We start from the raw sequence: 23273 nt of genomic DNA, 5'->3' as shown, positions 1-23273 counted from the left end.
GGGGAGGGGACAGGGATGCGCAAGGGACGCGGACTGGCGCTCACGGCCTGGGTGTTGGGGCCGTTGGGGCTCGTGTTGTTGATCGGCTCCGTGCTGTATGTGCGGTCGGCCTATACGAGGGTCACCGTGGTGAGTACGAGCATGTCGCCCACGTACACCGCCGGGGAGCGGCTGGTCGTGGAGTTGGTGGACGGGGACCAGGTGCGCCGGGGCGATGTCGTTCTCGTCGACTCGCCCCGCCCGGACGTCGACGGGCCCGTGCTCCAGCGGGTCGTGGGTGTCGGCGGCGACCGGGTGGCGTGCTGCGAGGGCAGCGGCACGACAGAGCGGGTGACACTCAACGGGCGTGCGCTCAAGGAGTCGTACGTGCGGGACGGTGTCGCCGACGGCATCGGGCGGCCGTACGACCTGAAGGTGCCCGAGGGGCAGCTGTTCCTGCTCGGCGACCACCGGATGGACTCGCTGGACTCCCGGTTCTACGGAAGCGGCGACACGGCGGGCGCGTTGTCGGCCGGGGCCGTGCGGGGGCGGGTGGTGGACGGCCTGGGCGGTGCCCTGTTCGTGCTGCTGGCGGCGGCCCTCGGGCTGGTGCTCGCACTGGTCGGGCTCGGCTGTGGGATCGCGGCCAGGGCCGTACGACGCCGGTCGGTGCCTCCGGCGCCGCCCTGGCCCGTGCACACGTAGGCGGCGCGGCACGGACGGACGTACAGGCGCCTGTACGCGGAAGGGCCCGCCGAATCGCTCGGCGGGCCCGGTCTCGTACGAGGAGGGCATACGAGGAAGAGGGCGCCCCCTGCCTCGTACGGAATCCTCGTACGGAATCCCCGTACGGGAGGTCAGTGTTCGGCGGTGGGTACCGGGCCGCCCGGGGCGGCCTCGGGGTCCGGGCCCTTCGCGGCCTTGGTCTCGCTGTAGATGTCGGGTTCGAGGTAGATGACGCGGGCGATCGGGACGGCCTCGCGGATGCGGGACTCGGCGGCGTCGATGGCGGCGGCGACCTCGGCGGCCGTTTCGTCGTGCCGGACGGCGATCTTGGCGGCGACGAGCAGTTCTTCGGGGCCGAGGTGGAGCGTGCGCATGTGGATGATGGCGGGGACCGTCTCGCCGTCGACGATGGCGGCCTCGATCTTCCTGACGTCCTCCACGCCGGCGGCCTCGCCCAGGAGCAGCGACTTGGTCTCGGCGGCCAGGACGATGGCGATGGCGATCAGCAGGATGCCGATGCAGAGGGTGCCGATGCCGTCCCAGACGCCGTCGCCCGTGCCCAGGGCCAGGCCCACGCCGATGAGCGCGAGGATCAGACCGACGAGCGCGCCCAGGTCCTCAAGGAGCACGACCGGCAGCTCGGGGGCCTTGGCGTGGCGTACGAACTCCTTCCAGGACTGCCTGCCGCGGAGCGTGTTGGACTCCTTGATGGCCGTCCGGAAGGAGAAGGTCTCGGCGATGATCGCGAAGACGAGGACGCCCACCGGCCAGTACCAGTGGTCGATCTCGTGCGGGTGCTTGATCTTCTCGTAGCCCTCGTAGATCGCGAACATGCCGCCGACCGAGAAGAGGACGATCGAGACGAGGAAGGCGTAGATGTACCGCTCGCGGCCGTAGCCGAAGGGGTGTTGCGGGGTCGCCTCGCGCTGGGCCTTCTTGCCGCCGAGGAGCAGCAGGCCCTGGTTGCCCGAGTCGGCGAGCGAGTGCACGGATTCGGCGAGCATCGACGACGAACCACTGAAGAGGAACGCCACGAACTTCGCTACCGCGATCGCGAGGTTCGCGGCGAGTGCCGCCACGATCGCTTTGGTGCCGCCTGACGCGCTCATGTGTTCCCGATGTCCCTTCGTCTGCCATCCCGGCCGGCCGTCTGCCCGCTCGGCTGCCGTCCCGGGCTTTGCCCACCCTTTGCGGTGGGCCATTGTTGCAGCCCGGGCCGACATCGGTACGTCGGGTTGCCACAGTGACCGTTTCGGGCCGTGCGGGAGGGTCCCGCCAAGGTCCCCGCCATGGAGAGGGTCGCCGGGGCTCAGGCGATGACGGTGGCCCGGAAGACCGCGCCGTCGCCGGACACTTCCGCCTTTTCGCCCGCCGGTACGAAGACGGACCGGCCGGGGCCGAGCGCGTGCTCGCCCGCCTGTACGGAACCCGCGGTGCACAGCAGGATCTGCGGGGTGCCGAGGGTGAGGTCGTGGACCGGGGCGCCCGCCACGAGGGCGTAGCGGGAGAGGCGGAACTCGTCGATGGGGGTCTCGTAGACCTCCTCGCCGTCGGGGGACGCCTCGGGGCGCAGTACGCCCGGGTCGCTCGCCTCGAAGCGGACGATACGCAGGAGTTCGGGGACGTCGACGTGCTTGGGGGTCAGGCCGCAGCGCAGGACGTTGTCGGAGTTGGCCATGATCTCGACGCCGAGGCCGTTCAGATACGCGTGCGGCACACCGGCGCCGAGGAACAGGGCCTCGCCGGGCTGCAGTCGGACGTGGTTGAGCAGCATCGCGGCGATGACACCCGGGTCGCCCGGGTAGTGGTGGGCGAGATCGGCGTACGGGGCGTGGGCGCCGCCGAGCCGGGCGCAGGCCGCGGCGGCCTCGGTGACCGTGGCGGCCATCTGCTCGCGGTCCGCGGAGAGCACGGCCGTCAACACCTCGCGCAGCGCGGCCTCTTCGGGGTGGGCGTGCAGCAGGTCGACGTACGGCTTGAGGGAGTCGACGTCGAGGGCCGCGAGCAGGTCGGCGGCCTCCGCCGGGGTCCGGAATCCGCACAGGCCGTCGAACTCCGTGAGCGCGCAGATGAGTTCGGGCTTGTGGTTGGCGTCCTTGTAGTTGCGGTGCGGGGCGTCGATCGGGACGCCCCGGCGCTCCTCGTCCTCGTATCCCTCCTTGGCCTGGGCGAGGTCGGGGTGCACCTGGAGGGAGAGGGGGGCGCCCGCGGCGAGGAGCTTGAGGAGGAACGGGAGGCGTGGGCCGAACTTGGCGACGGCGGCCCGGCCCAGCTCCTTCTCGGGAGCCTCGTCGATCACCTCGGTGAGCGGACCGCGGAGGGTGCGCGAGGGCGCGCCCGGGTGGGCACCCATCCACATCTCGGCCTGCGGCTCGCCGGTCGGCTCGACGCCCAGAAGGTGCGGGATGGCCGTGGTGGAGCCCCAGGCGTAGGGGCGGATCGTGTTGTCGAGGCGGTCCATGCTCTGTCTTCTTCTCCGTACGTACGCTGCTCAGCGGGCGCTGGTCACCAGGCGTTGCTCAAGGTCAGGCGCCTGAGGCGAGCGCCAGGTAAACGGCGGCGAAATCCGTGATGGCGATCAGCTCGGCGAGGGTCTCCAGGTCGCCGCCGTCCTCCGGTTCGAGTTCGCTGATCGGTGTGTCGTGGCTGAGGGCCAGTTCACGGGCGGCGGGGGCGGCGCTGAGGCCGCCGGTCGGGCGGTCGCGAAGGAGGACCACGCGCGCGTGCATGACCTGTGCCTCCTCTACGCGGTCGCGGAAGAAGTCGTCCGGGTCCGCGCCGGCGGCCAGCGCGCCCGAGAGCAGGACGCTGTGCGCGTCGAGCGCCTCGGGCAGCTCGGCGGCGAGCGCGGGGCGGCCCGCCAGCTCGGCCAGCGCACCGACGAATCGGCGGCCTGCCGGGCCCGCGGACGTGCCCTCGGTCCAGATCACCGGGAGCGCCTCGGCCAGCTCGGCCGCGAGGGTCTTGGCGGGGTTGCTGTACGTCGCGATGGCCGGGCCGCAACGCTCCGCGATCTGGTCGAGCCGGTCGGCGACCTTCTGCAGGGCCTCGGGCGGCGCGGTGACCAGCCCGGTGCGGTCCAGGAGCGCGAGCAGCGGTGTGAGCAGCGCCCACAGCACTCCGGGGGCGGACGCGGCGGAGGGCGCCCCCGGCTCGTACGGGGCTGTCGCCATCTGTACGAAGAGGCCGTGGGCGCCGTCCACCGCCTCGGTCAGCGGGGAGCGGGCCGGGGCCACGGCGGCGACCGTGCAGCCGCGGCGGTAGGCCTGCTCGACCAGGAGCGAGAGGCCGGGCTCGCTGCCGTCCGGGGTGGCGATCAGGAGCAGGTCGACGGGGCCTGCCCAGCCGGGCAGCTCCCAGCGGAGGGCGCCCGCGGCCGGGGCCACGCCGGTGGGGGCCAGGCGGATGACGGGGCTGCCCGCCCCGGCGAGGGTGCCGAGCAGGTCCGCGGCGCTGATCGCGGCGGCGCCGGGGCCCGCGATCAGGACGGCGCGCGGGCGGCCGTCCGGCTTGAGCTCGGGGATGCCCGCCTCGGCCGCGTGCCGGGCCGCCGTGCGGACTCTGGCGCCCGCTTCGGCGGCGCCGCGGAGCAGGCCGCGGCGGTCCGCCTCCGCGAGGGCCTCGGGGGCGTCGAGCAGCGATTCGTCGAGCATGGGCGGCAGCCTCCGGTCGCCGGTTCTTCCTTGGGGCTCGGCCTTGCGGGTCGCCTTGGCGGCAGGCCCTGTGCGGGTCGCCTAGTGCGGCGGGCCCTATGCGGGGCGGCGGGCCTCGTCCACGAGGAGGACCGGGATGTCGTCCCGGACGGGGTAGGCCAGGCCGCAGTCCTGGCCTGTGCAGATCAGCTCGGTTTCCTGCTCCTTGAGGGGGGCGTGGCACGCCGGGCAGGCGAGGATCTCCAGGAGGCCGGCTTCGAGCGGCATGTCGGGTCCCTTCGGGGGCGGGGTCGAGGGCGGGGTTATGCGGGTGATGTGGCCTGGTCAGGGTACCGCTGCGGGTGGGTGGGCGTCGGGGGAGTTCGCCCCCGCCGCCCCTACCCATTCCCGTCACTTTCTGAGGGCTGCGCCCCCAGACCCCCGCTTCGGCCTGAACGGCCTCGTCCTCAAACGCCGGACGGGCTGACAACCAGCCCCTCCGGCGTTTGAGGAGCGGGGGTTCGGGGGCTGGCCCCCGAGACCTCAGCCCCTGATGATCGCCAGCACCTCGTCCCGCACCTTCGTCATCGTCGCCTCGTCCCGTGCCTCCGCGTTGAGGCGCAGCAGCGGCTCCGTGTTGGACGGGCGGACGTTGAACCACCAGTCGGTGGCGGAGACGGTGAGGCCGTCGAGTTCGTCGAGGGTGATGCCCTCGTGGCCCCCGTAGGCGGCCTTGATGGCGGCGAGGCGGCCGGTCTGGTCGTCGACCGTGGAGTTGATCTCGCCGGAGCCGGCGTAGCGGTCGTACTGGGCGACGAGGGCGGAGAGCGTGCCCTCCTGGCCGCCGAGGGCGGCGAGGACGTGGAGGGCGGCGAGCATGCCCGTGTCCGCGTTCCAGAAGCCCTTGAAGTAGTAGTGCGCGGAGTGCTCGCCGCCGAAGATCGCGCCGGAGGTGGCCATCTCGGCCTTGATGAAGGAGTGGCCCACGCGCGTGCGTACCGGCGTGCCGCCGTTCTCCCGGACGACCTCCGGGACCGACCAGGACGTGATCAGGTTGTGGATGACCGTGCCCTTGCCGCCGTGCCTGGCCAGCTCGCGGGCGGCGACCAGGGCCGTGATCGCGGACGGGGAGACCGGCTCGCCGCGCTCGTCGACGACGAAGCAGCGGTCGGCGTCGCCGTCGAAGGCGATGCCGAGGTCGGCGTCCTCCTCGCGGACGCGCTTCTGGAGGTCGACGATGTTCGCCGGGTCCAGCGGGTTCGCCTCGTGGTTCGGGAACGTGCCATCCAGCTCGAAGTACATCGGGACGAGGGTGAGCGGCAGGCCGGCGAAGACCGTGGGGACGGTGTGTCCGCCCATGCCGTTGCCCGCGTCGACCACGACCTTCAGGGGGCGGATGGAGGTCAGGTCGACGAGGCCGCGCAGGTGCGCCGAGTAGTCCTCCAGCGTGTCCCGCTGAGTGATCGTGCCCGGTGTCGCGTCCGAGGCCGGGGCTCCGGAATCGATCCAGGACTCGACCAGTTCGCGGATCTCCGCGAGGCCGGTGTCCTGGCCGACCGGGGCGGCGCCCGGGCGGCACATCTTGATGCCGTTGTACTGCGCCGGGTTGTGCGAGGCCGTGAACATCGCGCCCGCGAGGCCGAACGCCCCCGACGCGTAGTACAGCTGGTCCGTCGAGCAGAGCCCGATCTCGGTCACGTCGACGCCGCGCGCCGCCGCCCCGCGTGCGAAGGCCCTCGACAGACCGGGGGACGAGGGGCGCATGTCGTGCCCGGTCACGATCGCGTCGGCGCCCGTGACCTGCACGAAGGCCGCGCCGAACAGCTCGGCCAGCGTCTCGTCCCACTGGTCCGGGACCACCCCGCGTACGTCGTACGCCTTAACGAGCTGCGACAGATCAGCGGTCACGGCCAACCTTCCTTGAGTCCTCAACGGTGGCCCCAAACTACCCGTACGCACTGACACTCGGGTGTGCGGTACCCGGGAGGGCACATACGGACATCGCGCACGGACCTCGCACGGACTTCGCAAGCCTTACGGAAGCATCCATTCCAGGACGGGCGAGCTCTGTCCGACGACGATCAGGCACATGACCAGCAGCAGTCCGAGGCTCCAGGGGAGCACCTTGCGCAGCAGGTCTCCCTCGCGGCCGGCGAGGCCGACCGCCGCGCAGGCGATGGTGAGGTTCTGCGGCGAGATCATCTTGCCGAGGACACCGCCGGAGCTGTTGGCGGCCGCGAGGAGTTCCGGGGAGAGCCCCGACTCGCGGGCCGCGGTCACCTGAAGGGCGCCGAAGAGCGCGTTGGCGGAGGTGTCCGATCCGGAGACCGCCACGCCGAACCAGCCCAGGACCGGTGACAGGAAGGCGAGTCCCGCGCCCGCCGCCGCCACGAAGTGGCCGATCGTGGCCGCCTGTCCGGAGAGGTTCATGACGTAGGCGAGCGCCAGGACGGACGTCACGGTGAGGATCGCGAACCTCAACTCGTGGACGGTGGCGGCCCATTCCCTGACCGCCACGCGCGCGTGCACCCCGAGTACGACGGCCGTGCACACCCCGGCGAGCAGCACGAGCGTGCCGCCCGTGGACACGATGGGCCAGGTGAAGACGTTGCCGCCGACCGGGTCGCCGTCCGCGTTCGCGACGTTCAGGAACGGCCAGTCGAAGGTGCGGGTCGCCTTCGCCAACTGATCCTTCACCACCGGGATCTGGGCGATGGAGAAGATCACGACGATCAGCGCGTACGGGGCGTACGCCCGCAGCACCTCGGGGCGCGGGTCCTCCTCGTCCAGGTCCTCACTGCGTACACCCGTCAGGACCGCGGCCCGTACGGGCTCGGCGGCTGGCTTGCGCGCCTGCGGCACCGCCATCAGCGCGCCCGCTCCGGCCAGCGCGGCCCCGATGTCGGCGAGTTGGGCGGAGACGTAGTTGGAGGCGGCGAACTGGGCGACGGCGAAGGCGAATCCGCACGCCATGGCCGGGATCCAGGTCTCGCGCAGACCGCGTCGCCCGTCGACCAGGAAGATGAGCACCAGGGGCACCACCAGGGCGAGCAGCGGAGTCTGACGGCCCACTACGGAGGCGACGGAATCCAGTGGCAGGCCCGTGACTTGAGCCAGTGTCACGACCGGCGTGCCCATCGCACCGAAGGCGACCGGCGCGGTGTTGGCGACCAGCGCGACCACCGCGGCGCGGACCGGGTCGAAGCCGAGCGCGACCAGCATGACCGAGCAGATCGCGACGGGCGCGCCGAAGCCCGCGAGGGCCTCCAGGAGCGCGCCGAAGCAGAACGCGACGACGAGCGCCTGGATGCGCGGGTCGTCGGAGAGTCGCCCGAACGAGCGGCGCAGGATGTCGAAGTGCCGGGTGCGGACGGTCATCCGGTACACCCAGAGGGCGTTGACGACGATCCACAGGATGGGGAAGAGGCCGAACACGGCTCCCTGGGCGGCACTGGAGAGCGTCTGGCCGACGGGCATGCCGTACGCGAGCCAGGCGACCAGGGCCGCGGCCGCGAGGCCGATGAGGCCCGCCAGGTGCGCCTTCATCCGGACGCCGCCGAGCAGGACGAGGACGATGACAAGGGGCAGGGTCGCGACGAGTGCGGACAGGCCGAGCGAGTCGGCCACGGGCTCGAGTTCCTGGACGTACACGAAACCTCCCCGGATTCCGCGATGCGGAAAGCGATTTCTCACGGGCGGGGGAATGGTCGTGTCCGCGACAAGCGCGCGTCAATGGTCGTGCGTCACTGAGTGAAAGATGCACCGAATGTGCACGGGGTGAAGTCCCTCGCACGGGAAGGGCGTTCGGGAACAGGGTTCGGGAACGGGATTCAGGAACGGGGTTCAGGAGTCCGGCGAGCGCAGCACCCTGAGGTGGCCCCGGCGGCCGACCTCCATCGGGTCCGCGCCGCGGGAGTCGCCGCCGCCCGCCTGTGCGGTTCGCTGCTGCGGACGGGCCGCCTCACGCACGGCGTTGGCGAGCGCCTCCAGGTCGTCACCGCTGGGGCGGGAGGGAGCGGAGGCGTCGGCGAGCCGGACGACCTCCCAGCCGCGAGGCGCGGTGAGGCGCTCGGAGTGCTCGGCGCACAGGTCGTAGCAGTGGGGTTCGGCGTAGGTGGCGAGCGGGCCGAGGACCGCGGTCGAGTCGGCGTAGACGTACGTCAGCGTCGCGACGGCGGGACGGCCGCAAGCGGTGCGCGAACAGCGACGTACAGGGCTCACGATGTTGGACGGTACCGCACTCTTGAGCGGGCCGCGACGACTCACCCCCGGGTCACTCCACCGTGTCGTGGTGTGACCCCTGACACAGGTGGTTCCTGGCGCGCCTTGTTGACCTGCGGGTACGGGTGTTGGGGAAATTTCGGACGGGTCCAGGAGCGGTCCCGAGTTGGTGCGAAAGCTGTCAATTGCCGTTATTTCTGTGGTCCTAGAGGCATATGGAAACGAGCCCAACCTTGGCTGGAATGGTCATCAAGTGGCATACGCGGTGGGTGAGTCGCTGGCGCTCGTGGGCACTGGTCGCGCGGTGCCGCGGGAGCCGTGGGATGCCCCGGTCCCGCTCCCCCGAGGAGGTGACCGTCGGTGGACACGTGCAGGCGGGGGAAGGGTCTGGGGACTACTCTTCGTCAGTGATGGACAACCCCGTACCGCCCCGTGCCGCCGAGCCCAGGCCCCGTCGTCGTGATCGACACGGGCGCGGGATGCGTGGCCCCGTGGCGCCGCCGCAGGTACCCCTCTCGGCGAGCCGGGCCGAGGTGTTCGCGGATCTGGTGCAGGACTCCGTGGAGCGGCTGGAGCGGCGCTGGCCGCAGCTCGCCGACATCGAGTTCCTGGTGCTGGAGGTGCCCCGGCTCGACCCGGCGCGTGACGAGGGCTGGGCCGACGAGACGGTGCCCCTGGGCGGCACGATCCCGGCGCGCGAGGGCCGGCCCTCCCGTGTCGTCGTCTACCGCCGCCCGGTCGAGATCCGCACCAAGGGGCGCGACGAGCGGGCCGCTCTCGTGCACGAGGTCGTGGTGGAGCAGGTCGCCGAGCTGCTGGGACTGACTCCGGAGACGGTGGATCCCCGGTACGGGGAGGACTGACCGCCCTCCCGGAGGCGTACGGCGTCCTACCTCTGCAGCACCGAGAGGTCCTGTGCCGCGTCCGGTACCTCCACCGTTCCCCGGTCGTCCGGCAGCGTCTGCATCGTGAACATCGGTACGCCGCCACTGGCCGCTTCGAGCATCCGCGCCGCGTAGACGGGACCACCGGACTGCGGCTCGACTGTGAGGGCGTACGTGCCCTTGAGGCCGGCAGGGACGGGCAGCTCGACGTTCTGGGTGGTGCCGCCCCTGATCGTGTACGTCTTCGAGGCGGCCGTGCCGCCGTCGCTGCCCGCGGAGGCCGTGACCTTGACCTTCGCGGCGCGGCCGGGGGCCGCCAGGGAGAGCGTGGAGCCCTTGGAGCGGTTGTCGGCGGCCGTCGCGCGCGTGTCCACCGGAGCGGTCGCCGGGATGAACGCGGTCTCCTGCTTGTCGCCCTTGCCGCGGACGACCTTGAGGGCCGCGACGACCGGGGTGGGCCGCCCGGTCGGCGTCAGTATCAGGGATCCCGCCTCGCCGCGTGTGACGTCACCGAGGTCGATGGCGGCGGTCATGCCGGCCTTGATGTGCAGCGTCTCGTTTCCGGCGGGGGTGATCGGCCCGTTCGGAGAGGCGAGCCGCACCTTCAGGTCGGCGTCGGCGTCACCGGGCGCGAAGGCGACCAGCCGTACGGATGTGGCGTCCTTCGGGATGCCCGGCAGGACGAGGCTGCCCGCGGGGTCGGTGGAGGGGCCCAGCCAGTCGCCGCCGAGCTTGTCGTCGATGGCCTGGACGGCGGCGGCGACCCGGCCGCTGCGGACCGTGACGTGCACGGTGAGGTTGGTCTGCGGCTCGTCGATGAGCGTGGACAGCAGCACCGCCTCGCTGGAGTGCGGCGGGATCTGGATGCCCTCCCCCACCGTCGACTTGAGGGCGCCGTCCTTGCCGTACAGCTCGATGTCGGCGACGGCGGCGGAGTCGTCCGGGTTGGTCAGGTGCGCGTAGTCCGTGCGCTCCTTGGCGGTGCTGGCGCCCGGGAACCAGAACTCCGTGTCCGGAGCGGTGCAGTTGGTGCCGAGCAGGCCGCGGCCGCTGCCCGCCGGGATCTCCGTCGTCTGCTGGACGGTCCAGCCGGGCGCGAACCTGCCCTCGGCGGTGCCGACGAGCGCGGGCGACTCGGCGCCGGAGGCCTCGCCGGTGACCGGCTTGCCCGGCTCCTTCGGCGTCAGGACCGCCTTCTCCTTGCCGTCCTTCTTGTCGCCCTTGTCGGCATCGGTCTTGCCGTCGGCCGACTCCTCGCCCGCCGCCGTGAGTTCGGCCGCGCCGTCGTCACCGGTGCCCTCCGCGACGGGAGTGAAGGACGTGTACGCGGTCTCCGCCAGGTCCGAGGTGCTGGGAGCCGGGCAGAGCAGGCTGGTGCGCTCCACGGGCAGCTGGGCGGCCGCCTTCGCCGTGTCCGAGCCGGTGGTGTCCGGCTCGGACATCGAGGCGAATCCGGTGACGGCGGCGAGCGCGGCCACGCCGGCGATCAGGGACACGGTGGTGCGGTTCACTGCTGGCTCCCGTCGGGGCGCTCACTGTCGGTGCCGTGCGGCGGCTGCTGGTGCTGGTCCGGGTCGTACGCCGGGTCGTAGCCCTGGGAGTACGTCTGCGCCGGGTCGTACGCCGTGTTCCCCGTGCCGTACGACGCGTACGGGTCGTACTGGCCCGTCTGGTACGGGTCCGCCTGGTACTGCTGCTGGTCGTAGGTTCCCGCCGGGTACTGCGGGGCGCCCTGGTACTGCTGCTCGCCGCCGTAGGTGCCGTACTCGGCGCCCGCGTACGTCGTCGTGTCCCAGTCGCCGTAGGCCTGCTGCTGCGGGACCTGGGCGGGAACAGGAGCCTCCTCCGGAGGAGGAGGCGTGGACGGCGGGGCGTCCGGGGTGAACCGGTCGGGCTGGTCCGCCTGTTCGGCCTCCGCCTGGGCGCGCAGCCTGCGGGCCCTGCGGCCCTCGCCGGAGACGGCCTGGGCGGGGACGACGGGCTCCTCGGGGAGGTCGTCGTCGACGTCACGACGGCGGCCGGGCAGGGCGAGCACCACGAGGACGACGGCGAGCGCGCCCTGCGCCCACAGCCAGCCGGTGTGGCTCATCGGGGCCTCGAAGGTGACGTCCAGCCGGCCCGCGGTGGCGGGCAGTTCGAAGCCCTGCGCCCAGCCGTCGACCGTGGTCCTGGTGAGCGGCTTCCCGTCGAGGGTGGCCGTCCAGCCCTCGTCGGCGGTGTCGGCGAGGCGCAGGACGCGGCCGTCGGCACCGGCGGGGATCTTGGTGTGCAGTTCGACGGGACCGGCGGCGATGGGCTGCGGGTCGCCCGAGTCGGGGACGATGGCCGCGCGCGCGACCTGCCGGTCGACGCGCCACAGGGCACTGCCGTCCTGCTGGCTCAGCCGGCTCAGGCCGGGGGTGGCGTCCAGGACGCGGCTGACCTCGCGGGGCGCGCCGCCGCGCACGAGGACGTACCGCACGGCGAAGCCGCCGAGCTGGTCGGCCTGGTCTGCGCCGGAGCCCGCCACGAGGTTCGCGACGACCTTGTCGAGCGGCTTGTTCTCGCCGTCCGCCGCGGCCAGTTCGGCGTCGCCGAGGCGGGCGCCGGAGCCCCGGACGAGCATGTAGCCGACCTCGGCCGGCGAGGCGCTGTCCAGGACGAGGGTGCGGGCCTGGTCGCGGGTGCCGCTCTCCTCGGCGACGAACGCGGGCACCTGGACGGGATCGCGGCGCTCCAGGGGGCCGTCCGCGCCGCGGATCATCCACCCGGCGGCGACGAGCAGGGGGCCAGCTGCCGCGGCGAACGCGATGAGCACGGCGAGCGGCTGGCGCCAGCCGAAGCTCTGCTCGGCCACGCGCGAGCGGGCGCCGTCGGCACCGAGCGCGGCGGCGGCGAGGAAGGCGAGGCCGTAGACGAGGGTGGCCGGTCCGGCCCAGGTGGAGCTGTTGGACAGGACGGCGAAAACGAGCGCCACCAGGCCGGCCGCCCAGGCGGTCCAGATTCCCAACTGACGCTCTGTACGCACCAGCGCGGCCACTGCGGCGCAGACGATGCCGATGAGCATCAGCCCGCTGACGGTCCCGGGGCCGCCCGGGCTGCCGCCCAGCAGGTCGAGCGCGGAGGCCGCCCCCGGCCCGTACTCCATGCCGGCCTCCTGGAAGAAGCCGAAGGGCAGCAGCGTCAGCGACCAGGGGGCGAGGACGAGCAGCGGGGTGCCGAGCTGCGCCAGGAAACGCGGCCCGTAGGCGGTGATCTCGCCGCGGCGCACGACCAGCAGGGCGAGGCCCAGCACGAGCGCGATGGGCCACACGATCGGCGTGAAGGCGGTGGCGAGGGTCAGCAGCAGCGCGAACGCCCAGGTGGCGCGCCAGCTGCCGCGGGCCGTCTCCGAGGCGAGGCCACTGGCCGCGATGCCCGCGCGCGCGATGAGGGGCAGCAGCACGGCGAGTACGGCCGTGCCGATGCGGCCGCCCGCGAGCGCGCCGGTGGCGGCGGGCAGGAAGGCGTACGCCACGGACGCCCAGGCTCGCAGCAGGCGCGACTGGACCAGCGGCCGGGAGGCGAAGTAGGCGGTGAAGCCGGCCAGCGGCACCGAGCCGACCAGCAGCACGGTGACGGCGAGCCCGGTGGAGCCGAACAGCAGGCTCGCGAGCATCGCGACGAGCGCGAGATACGGCGGCGCGGACTGCGTGCCGCCGGCGCCGACCGGATGCCAGGCGTCCAAATAGCGCGACCACAGCTCGGAGGAGTCGGCAGGGGCGGGCAGCAGCGCGCCGCCCGAGAGAGCGCCGCCGCCGAGGAGTTCACGGCAGGCGACGAGCGAGAAGAGGAGGAGGGCCACGAAGAGCATCGGTCCCGGCTTGCGGGCGACGCGCTTGAGGCGGGCGAACTGCTCGACTTCCAGGAAGTCGGCGTCGTCACCGCCGGGCCCGGACTCGACGGCGCTGCCGTGTCGTCCTGCCGCGTTCAGTTCCGGGTCGGAGCTGCCCGCGAGACTGCCCGCGGCCTGTTCGATCGTGGCCCGCACGGTCGCGCCGGGCGGCGGGAACAGCGGGCGCAGCTCGCCCTTGTCGACCTGGGGGCGTCCTCGCCTGCGCCGGCCCGCGAGGATGCGCTCCGGGCGCAGCAGTGTCCCCAGGAGGCCGCGGATCTCGTCGACCGCCTGTCCGGGGACCTTGCCCACGAGGTACGCGACCGTGCGCAGCAGCGTGCCGACGACGAGCCGTACGAGGATCCAGGGGAGCGCCGCGCCTCGGCTGTTGACGAGGAGGGTGTAGACGGCGCCGGCCTTGTCGACCTTGTGCGGGGAGGCGGAGGTGCGGCCCACGCAGTCGACGGTGCGCCGCTCGCGGGACGACGCCTCGGCGTGCCGCACGACCGCTTCCGGGGCGACGAGGACGCGGTGGCCCGCGGCCTGGGCGCGCCAGCACAGGTCGATGTCGTCGCGCATCAGGGGCAGTCGGCGGTCGAAGCCGCCGAGCTCCTCGAAGACGTCGCGGCGGATCAGCATGCCGGCGGTGGACACGGCGAGCACGGGCCTGACGTGGTCGTGCTGGCCCTGGTCCTGCTCGCGCCGGTCCAGGCCGGTCCAGCGGCGGCCGCTGTGCGCGATGGTGACGCCGACCTCCAGGAGCTGTCTGCGGTCGTACCAGCCGCGGAGCTTGGGGCCGACGACGGCGACCTCCTTGCCCAGCTCCCGTTCGTTCTCCACGACCCGCAGCAGCTGGGCCAGGGCGTCGGCTTCGGGGGCGCAGTCGTCGTGCAGGAGCCACAGCCACTGCTCGGGCTCGCCGTGGGGCAGTTCCGGCATGTCGTACGCGTCGTCGCGCCAGGTGCGGGTGACCGGGTCCCAGCCGCTGGGGCGCTTGAGGTACGGCAGGTCGTCCGGGGTCAGCACGCCGGCCGTGCGGGCGGCCTCCTCGACGGCCTGGCCGAAGCCGGTGCGCCGGGCGAGGTGCAGCACCCGGTCGGCGCCGAGGGCGTCGGTGACCAGCCGGGCGGAGTCGTCCGCGCTGCCGGTGTCGGCCGCCACGGCGTTCTGTACGGGGCGTTCCTGACCGAGCAGCCCGGCGAGGGCGTCGGGCAGCCAGCGGGCACCGTCGTGCGAGACGAGCACTGCGGTGACCACGTGCCGTGGGAACTCGGGCGTGGCAGTGTCGTACTGACCTGCCGAATGGCTGTGCACGGACATCGAGGTACGGGCCCCGGTTCGATGGACTGCGGTGGACGCCTGTGTCCCCGGGGGACAGCGGGGCGTCTCGGACGGAGGCCCACACTAACGGCTGGGCAGCAGGGCGGCCCGCCGCCTGTGGATAACCCACCTGCGACGGGCCGTTCGTTACGTATCGGAACGTAGGGGTGTGCGCCGTTCGGTCGGGCGGCGCGCAGCCGGCGATCAGGTCGCGATCAAGCCACGATCAGACGGCGGCCTTCTTCAGGCGGCGCCGTTCACGCTCGGACAGGCCGCCCCAGATGCCGAATCGTTCGTCGTTGGCGAGCGCGTATTCAAGGCACTCGGAGCGGACCTCACAGGCGAGGCAGACCTTCTTGGCCTCGCGGGTGGAGCCGCCCTTCTCGGGGAAAAAGGACTCGGGGTCGGTCTGCGCGCAGAGCGCCCGCTCCTGCCAGCCGAGCTCCTCTTCGGCCTCGTCGACCAGCAGTTCCTGAAACAGCTCGGTCATGTGCGCCCCTCGTCCGTCTCGCGTCCCCGTGATGCTGCCGTTACCGATTTCGGCTGAACGACACGAGTGAAATTACAAGTGTGCCGATCCGGGCCAGTCAAGCCGAGATCTGCTATTGGGCCCCTTATTCACTCTGCGGAACCAAGGCTTTGCGGAAAGTGTTCAAATCGGCATAAACCCTGACAGCCGAATAGGGACCCGGCCGGCCTCCGTCTCCGTGCAGGACCTGTACGAAGAAGGACGCTCAGAAGTTCGATCTCGTTCCTGTACGGACGACGAAGCGAACCGGATCACATGTGGATCACACGAATGCCCCATGGATCACGGGATCGCGACGAGGTTCGTGCGCCCGGTTGTGCGCCATGTGTCCTCGCAAGCTCCAGCACAAACCTTTCGCCGCAGAGATGAGCCGGATGAGGTGAAACATCGCCCACATACCGGACACCAAGTTGACAGTCCGAGTGTGAACCGGTGTCCTAGTGGGCATGCTCGCGAACTTGGCACTCACCTCGACCCGCACCGCCGGGTCCCTCGGTGCTGCCCACGCTCGCTGTAGCTGTTTCTGTTGCTGTCACAGCTGTTGAGCCCACCGCGCTCCGGCTGTCGCCGGGTCCACTGACCAGGACCCGGCTGCTGGTCCCCTCGCCCGCACCAGGGCCCACCTCATGCCCGCGACCCGGGCGGACGGTACGTGACACCCCAGTCCTCCAGCACTCTCTTCCGCCGAGGAACCCACCGCACCCATGAACAGCGACAGCGACCTCCAGATCGCCGGCGACATCCTCGAAGTACCGCACCTCCTCCAGGCGCCGCGCGAGCACCCGGCCACCGTGGCCGACTTCGTCGGCCTCGCCCGCTCCATCGCGGCCGACCGCTCCCAGTGGGAGCACCTCGTCGAGTACGACGCGACCTCCCGCTGGTACCACCGGCTGCGCACCGGGCCCGGCTACGAGGTGTGGCTGCTCTCCTGGGTGCCCGGGCAGGGCAGCGGGCTGCACGACCACGGCCGCTCCTCCGGCGTACTCACCGTCCTGGAGGGCGCGCTGACCGAGCGCACCGAGCGGGGCACGCGCGCGTTGGGCGCGGGCGCCCAGCGTGTGTTCGCGCCCGGGTACGTGCACGAGGTCGTCAACGACTCGCTCGATCCGGCCATAAGCCTGCACGTGTACTACCCCGGGTTGACGGAGATGCCGATGCACGCCGTCCGGTGCGCGGCGGAGTCGGGGACTGTGGCCGAGGTCTCGTAACCGGCTGACGCGTTGTCGTAGCCGCCTGCAAGACTGAATCCATGCGCATTGTGGTTCTGGCAGGCGGCATCGGTGGTGCACGGTTCCTGCGTGGTCTCAAGCAGGCCGCGCCGGACGCGGACGTCACGGTCATCGGCAACACCGGGGACGACATCCACCTCTTCGGGCTGAAGGTCTGCCCGGACCTCGACACGGTGATGTACACGCTCGGCGGCGGTATCAACGAGGAGCAGGGCTGGGGGCGGACCGACGAGACCTTCCACCTCAAGGAGGAGCTCGCGGCGTACGGGGTCGGGCCCGAATGGTTCGGGCTCGGCGACCGGGACTTCGCGACGCACATCGTGCGGACGCAGATGCTGAGCGCCGGGTATCCCCTGAGCGCCGTCACCGAGGCGCTCTGCGACCGGTGGAAGCCGGGCGTCCGGCTGATCCCCATGTCGGACGACCGCATCGAGACCCATGTGGCCGTCGAGATCGACGGCGAGCGCAAGGCCATCCACTTCCAGGAGTACTGGGTGCGGCTGCGGGCCTCCGTGGACGCGTACGCGGTGGTGCCCGTCGGCGCCGACCAGGCCAAGCCGGCGCCCGGAGTGCTGGAGGCGATCGCCTCGGCCGACGTGATCCTCTTCCCGCCGTCCAACCCGGTCGTGTCCGTCGGCACCATCCTCGCCGTGCCCGGCATCCGGGAGGCCATCGCCGAGGCGGGCGTCCCGGTGGTCGGCCTCTCCCCCATCGTCGGCGACGCGCCCGTGCGCGGCATGGCCGACAAGGTCCTCGCGGCCGTCGGCGTCGAGTCCACGGCCGCCGCGGTCGCCGAGCACTACGGCTCGGGGCTTCTCGACGGCTGGCTCGTCGACACCGTGGACGCCGGGACGGTGGAGCGGGTCGCCGCCGCCGGCATCCAGTGCCGGGCCGTGCCCCTGATGATGACCGACCTGGACGCGACGGCCGAGATGGCCCGTCAGGCGCTGGCGCTGGCGGAGGAGGTGCGGGGCGCTTGAGCGGCAATGATTTCGGGAGCGCCGAGTCCGGCAGCGACGAGTTCGGCAGCGACGAGTTCGGGAGTACGGGGCACATGAGCGGCGGGGTTTCCGCGAGCCCGGCTCCGGGTCCGGCTCCGGCTCCGGCCGGGGACGAAGGGCTGCCGTCCGGTGTGCCCGGCTTCCGGGTCTGGGCGCTGCCCGGACTGCCAGAGGTTCAGCCGGGGGACGATCTCGCCAAGCTGATCGCCGGCGCCGAGCCGGGCCTGGTCGACGGGGACGTCCTGCTGGTCACCTCGAAGATCGTGTCCAAGGCCGAGGGGCGGATCGTCGAGGCGGCGGACCGGGAGGCCGCCATCGACGCCGAGACCGTGCGGGTCGTCGCACGGCGCGGACCCCTGCGGATCGTGGAGAACCGGCAGGGGCTCATCATGGCCGCCGCCGGCGTCGACGCCTCCAACACACCCACCGGGACCGTGCTGTTGCTGCCCGAGGACTCCGACGCCTCCGCGCGCGCGATCCGCGACGGGCTGCGGGACGCGCTCGGGGTCGAGGTCGGGGTCGTCGTCACGGACACGTTCGGGCGGCCCTGGCGGACCGGGCTCACCGATGTCGCCATCGGGGCCGCCGGAGTGCGCGTCCTCGACGATCTGCGAGGCGGCACGGACGCGCACGGGAATCCGCTGAGCGCGACCGTCGTCGCCACCGCCGACGAGCTCGCGTCCGCCGGTGACCTGGTCAAGGGCAAGGCCGCCGGGCTGCCCGTCGCCGTCGTGCGCGGACTGCCCCACGTGGTGGGCGCACAGGGCGAGGACGAAGGGACGCGAGGCATGGTCCGGAGCGCGCGCGACGACATGTTCCGGCTCGGCACCTCCGAGGCCGTCCGGGAGGCCGTCACCCAGCGGCGTACCGTACGGGCCTTCACGGACGAGCCCGTCGACCCCGATGCCGTACGGCGTGCGGTGGCCGCCGCCGTGACCGCGCCGGCACCGCATCACACGACGCCCTGGAGATTCGTGCTCCTGGAGTCAGCCGAGTCGCGGACGCGGCTGCTCGACGCCATGCGGGACGCCTGGATCGCCGATCTTGAGCGGGACGGGAAGAGCGCGGAGTCCATCGCCAAGCGCGTGCGGCGCGGGGACGTGCTGAGGGGCGCGCCGTATCTCGTCGTCCCGTGCCTCGTCATGGACGGGTCCCACACGTACGGGGACGAGCGGCGTGACGGGGCCGAGCGCGAGATGTTCGTGGTCGCGGCGGGCGCCGGGGTGCAGAACCTCCTCGTCGCGCTCGCCGGGGAGCGGCTCGGGTCCGCGTGGGTGTCGTCGACGATGTTCTGCCGGGACGTCGTGCGGGACGTGCTCGGGCTGCCGGAGGGATGGGATCCCATGGGGGCCGTCGCCGTCGGGCACGCGGCTGAGGAGCCGAAGGCCCGGCCCGAGCGGGATGCGGGGGCGTTCATCGAGGTGCGCTGAGCGCCGACGTTCACATCAGCCCTGGTTCGTACGGCATTCTCGTACAGCATTCCCGTACGGCATCACCGAGCGCCCCAAGCCCTAGGACCCCAATCGTGGCCGGACGTTTTGATCCTCGGCCGACGCGTACGACCGTGCGCGGCGGGCATGTCGTCGTGCCCGGGCAGGCACGGGCGGACCGGTCGGCCGGAGTCGGCGGGCGTACGCGGAGTTGGGTGCCGCCGTGGCCGCTGGATCTCGGGCTCGTGCTCGGGCCGTTGCGGCGGGGGCCCGCCGATCCGACCTTCCGTACGACGCCGGACGGGGCCGTGTGGCGGGCCAGTCTCACTCCGGTCGGGCCCGGGACCCTGCGGGTGTCCGTGCGCTCCGGTGTCGTCGAGGGGGAGGCGTGGGGGCCCGGGGCCGAGTGGTTGCTGGAGCAGTTGCCTCGGATGCTCGGGGAGTCGGACGATCCCGATGCCTTCGAGCCGCGGCATCGGCTGGTGGCGGTGGCCCGGCATCGGCGGCCCGGGTTGCGGCTGACGCGTACGGGGCTGGTGCTGGAGTCGTTGATTCCGTCGATTCTTGAGCAGAAGGTCACGACGGACGAGGCGTATCGGGCGTGGCGGTTGCTTGTGCGGAAGTACGGGGTGCCTGCGCCTGGGCCCGGGCCCGTGGTGGGTCGGGGTGGGGGGATGTTCGTGATGCCCGCGCCTCGGGTCTGGGCGTTGATTCCCTCGTGGGAGTGGCATCGGGCCGGGGTCGACAACAAGCGGGCGTCGACGATTCTGCGGGTCGTGCGGGTGGCTCGGCGGATGGAGGAGGCGGTGGGGTTCGAGGTGGGGCGGGCCCAGGAGCGGCTTGAGGTGGTGGCGGGGGTGGGGCCGTGGACTTCTGCGGAGGTTGTGCAGCGGAGTCATGGGGCGGCGGATGCGGTGACGGTCGGGGATCTGCACCTTCCTGGGATCGTGGGGTATGCGTTGGCCGGGGACCGGGATGCGGATGACTCCGTGATGTTGTCGTTGCTGGAGCCTTATGCGGGGCAGCGGCATCGGGCTGCTCGGCTGATTTTGTTGAGTGGGCGTACGCCGGGGCGGCGGCAGCCGCGGATGCCTCGGGGGGATATTGGGCGGCTTTGAGTTTTTTCGCCCCCGCCGCCCCTACCCATTCCCGTCCCTTACTCAGGGGCTCCGCCCCCGAACCCCCGTATCGCGCTGACGCGCTCGTCCTCAAACGCCGGACGGGCTGGGTGGGGGTGGGTGGGGAATCGGCCTGAACGGCCTCGTCCTCAAACGCCGGACGGGCTGAGGTGGGCCTGGGCCAGGCTGAAGAGTGACCGTCGCCTCAGGTACCCGGGTGAAGTAGCCAGGTGAAGCACCCGGACAAAGAAGTGAGCCTGCGCCAGATTGTGTGCGCGCAGGCTCTGCTCCCCCCTTGGTTAAGTCCTTGGTTCAGTCAGTGCTACTGGTCCGATGAGAAGCGGAGTGCCGCTGCTGGGATTTGGGCGTCGCACCAGATGCGTACGCCTTCTCGGAGTTCGTTGTCGGGGCCTACCGAGGCGCCGTCGCCGATCACCGCTCCGGTGAGGATGGAGCGGGCGCCGACATGGGCGCGGGCGCCGATCAGGGAGTCGGTGATGACCGCGCCCGGGGCGATGACCGCGCCGTCGAGGATGGTGCTGCCGGAGATGCGGGCGCCCTCGCCGACCATGGCGCCGTGGCCGACGACGGTGCCGCCGGTCAGTTTGGCGTCGGGGGCGACCGTGGCCGACGGGAGGACCAGGCGGTCCCCGCAGCGGCCCGGGACCGCCGGGGACGGAGCGCGGCCGAGGACCAGGTCGGCCGAGCCGCGTACGAAGGCACCCGGGGTGCCCAGGTCCAGCCAGTAGGTCGAGTCGACCATTCCCTGGAGGTGGGCGCCGGAGGCGAGGAGCTCCGGGAACGTTTCCCGTTCGACCGAGACCGGGCGGCCCACCGGGATCGCGTCGATCACCGACCGGCGGAACACGTACGCTCCCGCGTTGATCTGGTCGGTGACGATCTCCTCGGGGGTCTGGGGTTTCTCCAGGAACGCCTGGACCCGGCCCGACGAGTCCGTGGGGACCAGGCCGTACGCCCTCGGGTCCGTCACCCTCGTGAGGTGCAGGGAGACGTCCGCGCCCGACGACCGGTGCGTGCTGATGAGGGCCGGGATGTCCAGGCCCGTCAGGATGTCCCCGTTGAAGATCAGGACCGGGTCGTCGGGGCCCGATCTCAGCCGGGAGGCCACGTTCCGGATGGCGCCGCCGGTGCCGAGGGGCTCCTCCTCGGTGACGTACTCGATGTGGAGCCCCAGCGACGAACCGTCGCCGAAGTGGGGCTCGAAGACCTCGGCCAGATAGGAGGTGGCGAGCACGATGTGCTCGACCCCCGCCGCTCTCGCCCGTGCCAGCTGGTGCGTGAGGAACGGTACCCCGGCCGCCGGAACCATCGGCTTCGGCGTGTGCACCGTGAGGGGGCGCAGCCGTGTGCCCTTGCCGCCGACCAGGAGGATCGCTTCTGTCACCTGTCGTCTCTGCTTCCTGATGGGGCCGGTCGAACTGTCTTTCGACCGGCCAGTGTATGCAGACCGTTTCGATGGCTGTGGGGCGCCTCTGGGGGAGGTATGGCCGTGGGGAGCCGCCGGGGCTGGGACCCCGGGTTGCCGGGCTCACCGTTCCCGCCGACCGGACCTCATCGTCCCTGGTAGCGGGCCGAAGTCGCACGGGCCTTGCCGAGCTTCGCGTAGAGTCGGCCGCCCGGGCATTCGGTGGCGAAACCATCCCGGTGACCGGAGATTACATTGAGTCGTACGTTCTTTCCTTTTCGGTAGAGATTTCCGCCCCCGGACTTGAGGTAGGTCTTGCCCTTCGGGTTCGCTCCGAAGAGTCCGAGCTTCCACGCCGTGAGCTTCGCGATCGCCTTCACCGCGGCGGCGGGCGGGTTCGAGGTACCGAAGCTCCCGAGGACCGCGATCCCCATGCTGTTGGTGTTGAAACCGAGAGTGTGTGCGCCCATGACCGGCTTGGCCACGCCTCCGGCCCGCCCCTCGTAGATGTTTCCGCACTTGTCGATGAGGAAGTTGTAGCCGATGTCCCGCCAGCCGCTGCTCTTCACGTGGTAGCGGTAGATACTGCGGATGACTGAAGGTGCTTGCGCGCAGCGGTAGTTGTTGCCGGACGCCGTGTGGTGGACGAAGGCGGCCTTCACGGTCTTCGTGTAGCTGAAGTTCCGCTCGCGGAGCGTCTCGTCGGCACCCCAGCCCCGACGGGTGACGATGCGCGGACGTGCGCCGATGTACGGCTTCACGCGCTGGCCGGTCCCCGTGCCCGCCGCGTCGGCGTTGCCGATCGTGCCGGTCTTGCCCGTCGTACCCGGCTTCTCCTTCACGATTGGCTTTTCCTTCGGCGCGGGCTTGGCCGTCCCGCTCGCCGCGCCCGCCGAATCGCCGCGGGTCGCGATCAGGTCGGCCTCCGTCTGCTTCTGGCTGAGGGCGGGGATCACCGTGGCGCCGAGGGGGGCGAGGTCGGCGTTGACGGCGGAGGAGGCCGCGGCCTCGGGGGACAGGACGTTGCCCCGCGGGGTGTCCACTCCGGAGGCCTGGGGCGGGGGCTCGGCGGCCGGGTCGACGCCCGGGTCGATCAGTTCGATGTGCAGGCCCTTGGGGAGGGGGTCGCCGGCGACGGCCCGGCCGTCCGCTTCCGGCCTGCCGTCCGCCTCCGCCTGGACGCGGACCTCCACACCGTCCGAGTCGCCGACCCACAGGGGGGCCGTGGATCCCCGTACGCGCCCGGAGGTGCGCTCCGCCGTGTCCGGATCGGCCGCGTGCTCGTGGTTGTGCGTGTCCACGTCCTGCCAGACGGACCACTTCGCGGTGCCGCTCGCGCGGGTACGGACCTGGACCCGGCCCTGGAGTTCGGTGTCCGGGTTGTCCCAGACGACGCCCACGAGGGAGAAGTGGCGTACGTCGCGGCGCGGGAGGCCTTGGGTGGCCGCGGGGGTGAAGGCCGGGGCGGACGTGGGGGGCAGGGTGCGGTCGCCGGAGGGCGGGGTCAGGGGCGCGAGGGGGAGGGACTGGGTGCTGCCGGGGATCGATCGGTCGGACACGGAGGCGACGGGGGCGACGGGGGCGGCCGCCGCGGCGGCTTCCGCGGCCGAGGTGGCCGTCTCGGGCGAGGTGGCCGTCTCGGCCGATGTCTTCGAGGTGCTCGGCGTCTCCGGTCGGGCCCTGGCCGTTCGTTCGGATGCCGGTCTGTCCGGTGTCGCCCGCTCGGTGGTCGGGCTCTCGGCCGCCGGGGGTGCGGCCGCGGCGTCGGTGGACAGGGCCAGGGGGAAGGCCAGGGCGGCCGCACACGTGACGGCGATCGAGGAAGCAAGATATCCGCGCATGCCCCTGATCCTGGACATAGTCATACTTATCTGTCCATCTGGGATTTGACGGACCGTCGGCCGCACTCCGCCGAACCGGTGGCC

At 71.9% G+C, this 23273-nt stretch carries 18 protein-coding genes; 6 read left to right on the top strand and 12 right to left on the bottom strand.

Features of this window, described 5'->3' with window-relative positions; all coding sequences use genetic code 11:
• The first annotated feature begins 15 nt into the window (after nt 1–15).
• Nucleotides 16–684 (top strand): signal peptidase I, encoded by a 669-nt coding sequence (lepB, locus tag ACIBEI_RS38170; protein ID WP_398895113.1) that lies wholly within the window; start codon nt 16–18, stop codon nt 682–684.
• 152 nt (nt 685–836) lie between these two features.
• Here the strand turns inward: lepB and ACIBEI_RS38165 are convergent, their stop codons facing one another.
• From ACIBEI_RS38165 to ACIBEI_RS38135, 7 genes are all read right to left on the bottom strand, one after another.
• Nucleotides 837–1814: a cation diffusion facilitator family transporter gene (locus ACIBEI_RS38165; RefSeq protein ID WP_398895112.1), complete on the bottom strand. Its 978-nt coding sequence runs from the start codon at nt 1812–1814 to the stop codon at nt 837–839.
• A gap of 200 nt (nt 1815–2014) precedes the next feature.
• Entirely contained in the window at nt 2015–3166 is a 1152-nt protein-coding gene (gene manA, locus ACIBEI_RS38160) for a mannose-6-phosphate isomerase, class I (protein WP_398895111.1), read from the bottom strand.
• 64 nt (nt 3167–3230) lie between these two features.
• Entirely contained in the window at nt 3231–4358 is a 1128-nt protein-coding gene (locus ACIBEI_RS38155; RefSeq protein WP_398895110.1) for an SIS domain-containing protein, read from the bottom strand.
• A gap of 96 nt (nt 4359–4454) precedes the next feature.
• On the bottom strand, nt 4455–4625 hold the full coding sequence (locus tag ACIBEI_RS38150) for a Trm112 family protein (RefSeq protein ID WP_079053628.1): 171 nt from the start codon (nt 4623–4625) through the stop codon (nt 4455–4457).
• 255 nt (nt 4626–4880) lie between these two features.
• Nucleotides 4881–6245: a phosphomannomutase/phosphoglucomutase gene (locus tag ACIBEI_RS38145; protein ID WP_398895109.1), complete on the bottom strand. Its 1365-nt coding sequence runs from the start codon at nt 6243–6245 to the stop codon at nt 4881–4883.
• A 126-nt stretch (nt 6246–6371) separates the two neighbouring features.
• Complete coding sequence (locus tag ACIBEI_RS38140) at nt 6372–7988, bottom strand: L-lactate permease (protein ID WP_398895108.1); 1617 nt, start codon at nt 7986–7988, stop codon at nt 6372–6374.
• A 192-nt stretch (nt 7989–8180) separates the two neighbouring features.
• On the bottom strand, nt 8181–8603 hold the full coding sequence (locus ACIBEI_RS38135; protein WP_398895107.1) for a DUF3499 domain-containing protein: 423 nt from the start codon (nt 8601–8603) through the stop codon (nt 8181–8183).
• A gap of 365 nt (nt 8604–8968) precedes the next feature.
• Here ACIBEI_RS38135 and ACIBEI_RS38130 point away from each other — a divergent pair, with 365 nt between their 5' ends.
• Complete coding sequence (locus ACIBEI_RS38130; RefSeq protein ID WP_398895123.1) at nt 8969–9421, top strand: metallopeptidase family protein; 453 nt, start codon at nt 8969–8971, stop codon at nt 9419–9421.
• 26 nt (nt 9422–9447) lie between these two features.
• Here the strand turns inward: ACIBEI_RS38130 and ACIBEI_RS38125 are convergent, their stop codons facing one another.
• The 3 genes from ACIBEI_RS38125 to ACIBEI_RS38115 form a co-directional block, all read right to left on the bottom strand.
• Entirely contained in the window at nt 9448–10953 is a 1506-nt protein-coding gene (locus ACIBEI_RS38125; protein ID WP_398895106.1) for a DUF5719 family protein, read from the bottom strand.
• Nucleotides 10950–14615, bottom strand: coding sequence for a glycosyltransferase family 2 protein (locus ACIBEI_RS38120; RefSeq protein WP_398895105.1), 3666 nt, complete (start codon nt 14613–14615; stop codon nt 10950–10952). Before ACIBEI_RS38120 ends, ACIBEI_RS38125 begins: the two co-directional genes overlap by 4 nt.
• 226 nt (nt 14616–14841) lie before the next feature.
• Nucleotides 14842–15105: a WhiB family transcriptional regulator gene (locus ACIBEI_RS38115; protein WP_053723761.1), complete on the bottom strand. Its 264-nt coding sequence runs from the start codon at nt 15103–15105 to the stop codon at nt 14842–14844.
• A 743-nt stretch (nt 15106–15848) separates the two neighbouring features.
• On the opposite strand from ACIBEI_RS38115, the gene ACIBEI_RS38110 reads away from it, so the two are divergent.
• The 4 genes from ACIBEI_RS38110 to ACIBEI_RS38095 all read left to right on the top strand — a co-directional run bounded on the left by ACIBEI_RS38110 (nt 15849) and on the right by ACIBEI_RS38095 (nt 19922).
• Nucleotides 15849–16352, top strand: coding sequence for a cysteine dioxygenase family protein (locus ACIBEI_RS38110; protein WP_189845020.1), 504 nt, complete (start codon nt 15849–15851; stop codon nt 16350–16352).
• A 41-nt stretch (nt 16353–16393) separates the two neighbouring features.
• Nucleotides 16394–17353 (top strand): 2-phospho-L-lactate transferase, encoded by a 960-nt coding sequence (cofD, locus tag ACIBEI_RS38105; protein WP_388479024.1) that lies wholly within the window; start codon nt 16394–16396, stop codon nt 17351–17353.
• 74 nt (nt 17354–17427) lie between these two features.
• Nucleotides 17428–18804 carry a coenzyme F420-0:L-glutamate ligase gene (locus ACIBEI_RS38100; protein WP_398895122.1) on the top strand — a complete coding sequence of 459 codons (1377 nt, stop codon included), beginning with the start codon at nt 17428–17430 and terminating at the stop codon, nt 18802–18804.
• A 95-nt stretch (nt 18805–18899) separates the two neighbouring features.
• The gene (locus tag ACIBEI_RS38095; protein ID WP_398895104.1) at nt 18900–19922 is read left to right on the top strand and encodes a DNA-3-methyladenine glycosylase family protein; all 1023 of its coding nucleotides are present in this window, start codon (nt 18900–18902) and stop codon (nt 19920–19922) included.
• 322 nt (nt 19923–20244) lie between these two features.
• On the opposite strand, the gene ACIBEI_RS38090 is transcribed toward ACIBEI_RS38095, so the two are convergent.
• Together ACIBEI_RS38090 and ACIBEI_RS38085 are read right to left on the bottom strand one after the other, a co-directional pair.
• On the bottom strand, nt 20245–21327 hold the full coding sequence (locus ACIBEI_RS38090) for a sugar phosphate nucleotidyltransferase (RefSeq protein WP_398895103.1): 1083 nt from the start codon (nt 21325–21327) through the stop codon (nt 20245–20247).
• A 167-nt stretch (nt 21328–21494) separates the two neighbouring features.
• Nucleotides 21495–23189: a peptidoglycan recognition protein gene (locus ACIBEI_RS38085; protein WP_398895102.1), complete on the bottom strand. Its 1695-nt coding sequence runs from the start codon at nt 23187–23189 to the stop codon at nt 21495–21497.
• Nucleotides 23190–23273 lie beyond the last annotated feature (84 nt).

It is taken from the genome of Streptomyces sp. NPDC050988, assembly GCF_044456225.1.
GTDB lineage: Bacteria > Actinomycetota > Actinomycetes > Streptomycetales > Streptomycetaceae > Streptomyces.
This window is presented reverse-complemented; position numbering and strand designations above follow the sequence as displayed.

Coding starts and splice junctions, on each gene's coding strand:
- lepB (WP_398895113.1), top strand. CDS start 16: ATGCGCAAGGGACGCGGACTGGCGCTCACGGCCTGGGTGTTGGGGCCG.
- ACIBEI_RS38165 (WP_398895112.1), bottom strand. CDS start 1,814: ATGAGCGCGTCAGGCGGCACCAAAGCGATCGTGGCGGCACTCGCCGCG.
- manA (WP_398895111.1), bottom strand. CDS start 3,166: ATGGACCGCCTCGACAACACGATCCGCCCCTACGCCTGGGGCTCCACC.
- ACIBEI_RS38155 (WP_398895110.1), bottom strand. CDS start 4,358: ATGCTCGACGAATCGCTGCTCGACGCCCCCGAGGCCCTCGCGGAGGCG.
- ACIBEI_RS38150 (WP_079053628.1), bottom strand. CDS start 4,625: ATGCCGCTCGAAGCCGGCCTCCTGGAGATCCTCGCCTGCCCGGCGTGC.
- ACIBEI_RS38130 (WP_398895123.1), top strand. CDS start 8,969: ATGGACAACCCCGTACCGCCCCGTGCCGCCGAGCCCAGGCCCCGTCGT.
- ACIBEI_RS38120 (WP_398895105.1), bottom strand. CDS start 14,615: ATGTCCGTGCACAGCCATTCGGCAGGTCAGTACGACACTGCCACGCCC.
- ACIBEI_RS38115 (WP_053723761.1), bottom strand. CDS start 15,105: ATGACCGAGCTGTTTCAGGAACTGCTGGTCGACGAGGCCGAAGAGGAG.
- ACIBEI_RS38110 (WP_189845020.1), top strand. CDS start 15,849: ATGAACAGCGACAGCGACCTCCAGATCGCCGGCGACATCCTCGAAGTA.
- cofD (WP_388479024.1), top strand. CDS start 16,394: ATGCGCATTGTGGTTCTGGCAGGCGGCATCGGTGGTGCACGGTTCCTG.
- ACIBEI_RS38100 (WP_398895122.1), top strand. CDS start 17,428: ATGAGCGGCGGGGTTTCCGCGAGCCCGGCTCCGGGTCCGGCTCCGGCT.
- ACIBEI_RS38085 (WP_398895102.1), bottom strand. CDS start 23,189: ATGCGCGGATATCTTGCTTCCTCGATCGCCGTCACGTGTGCGGCCGCC.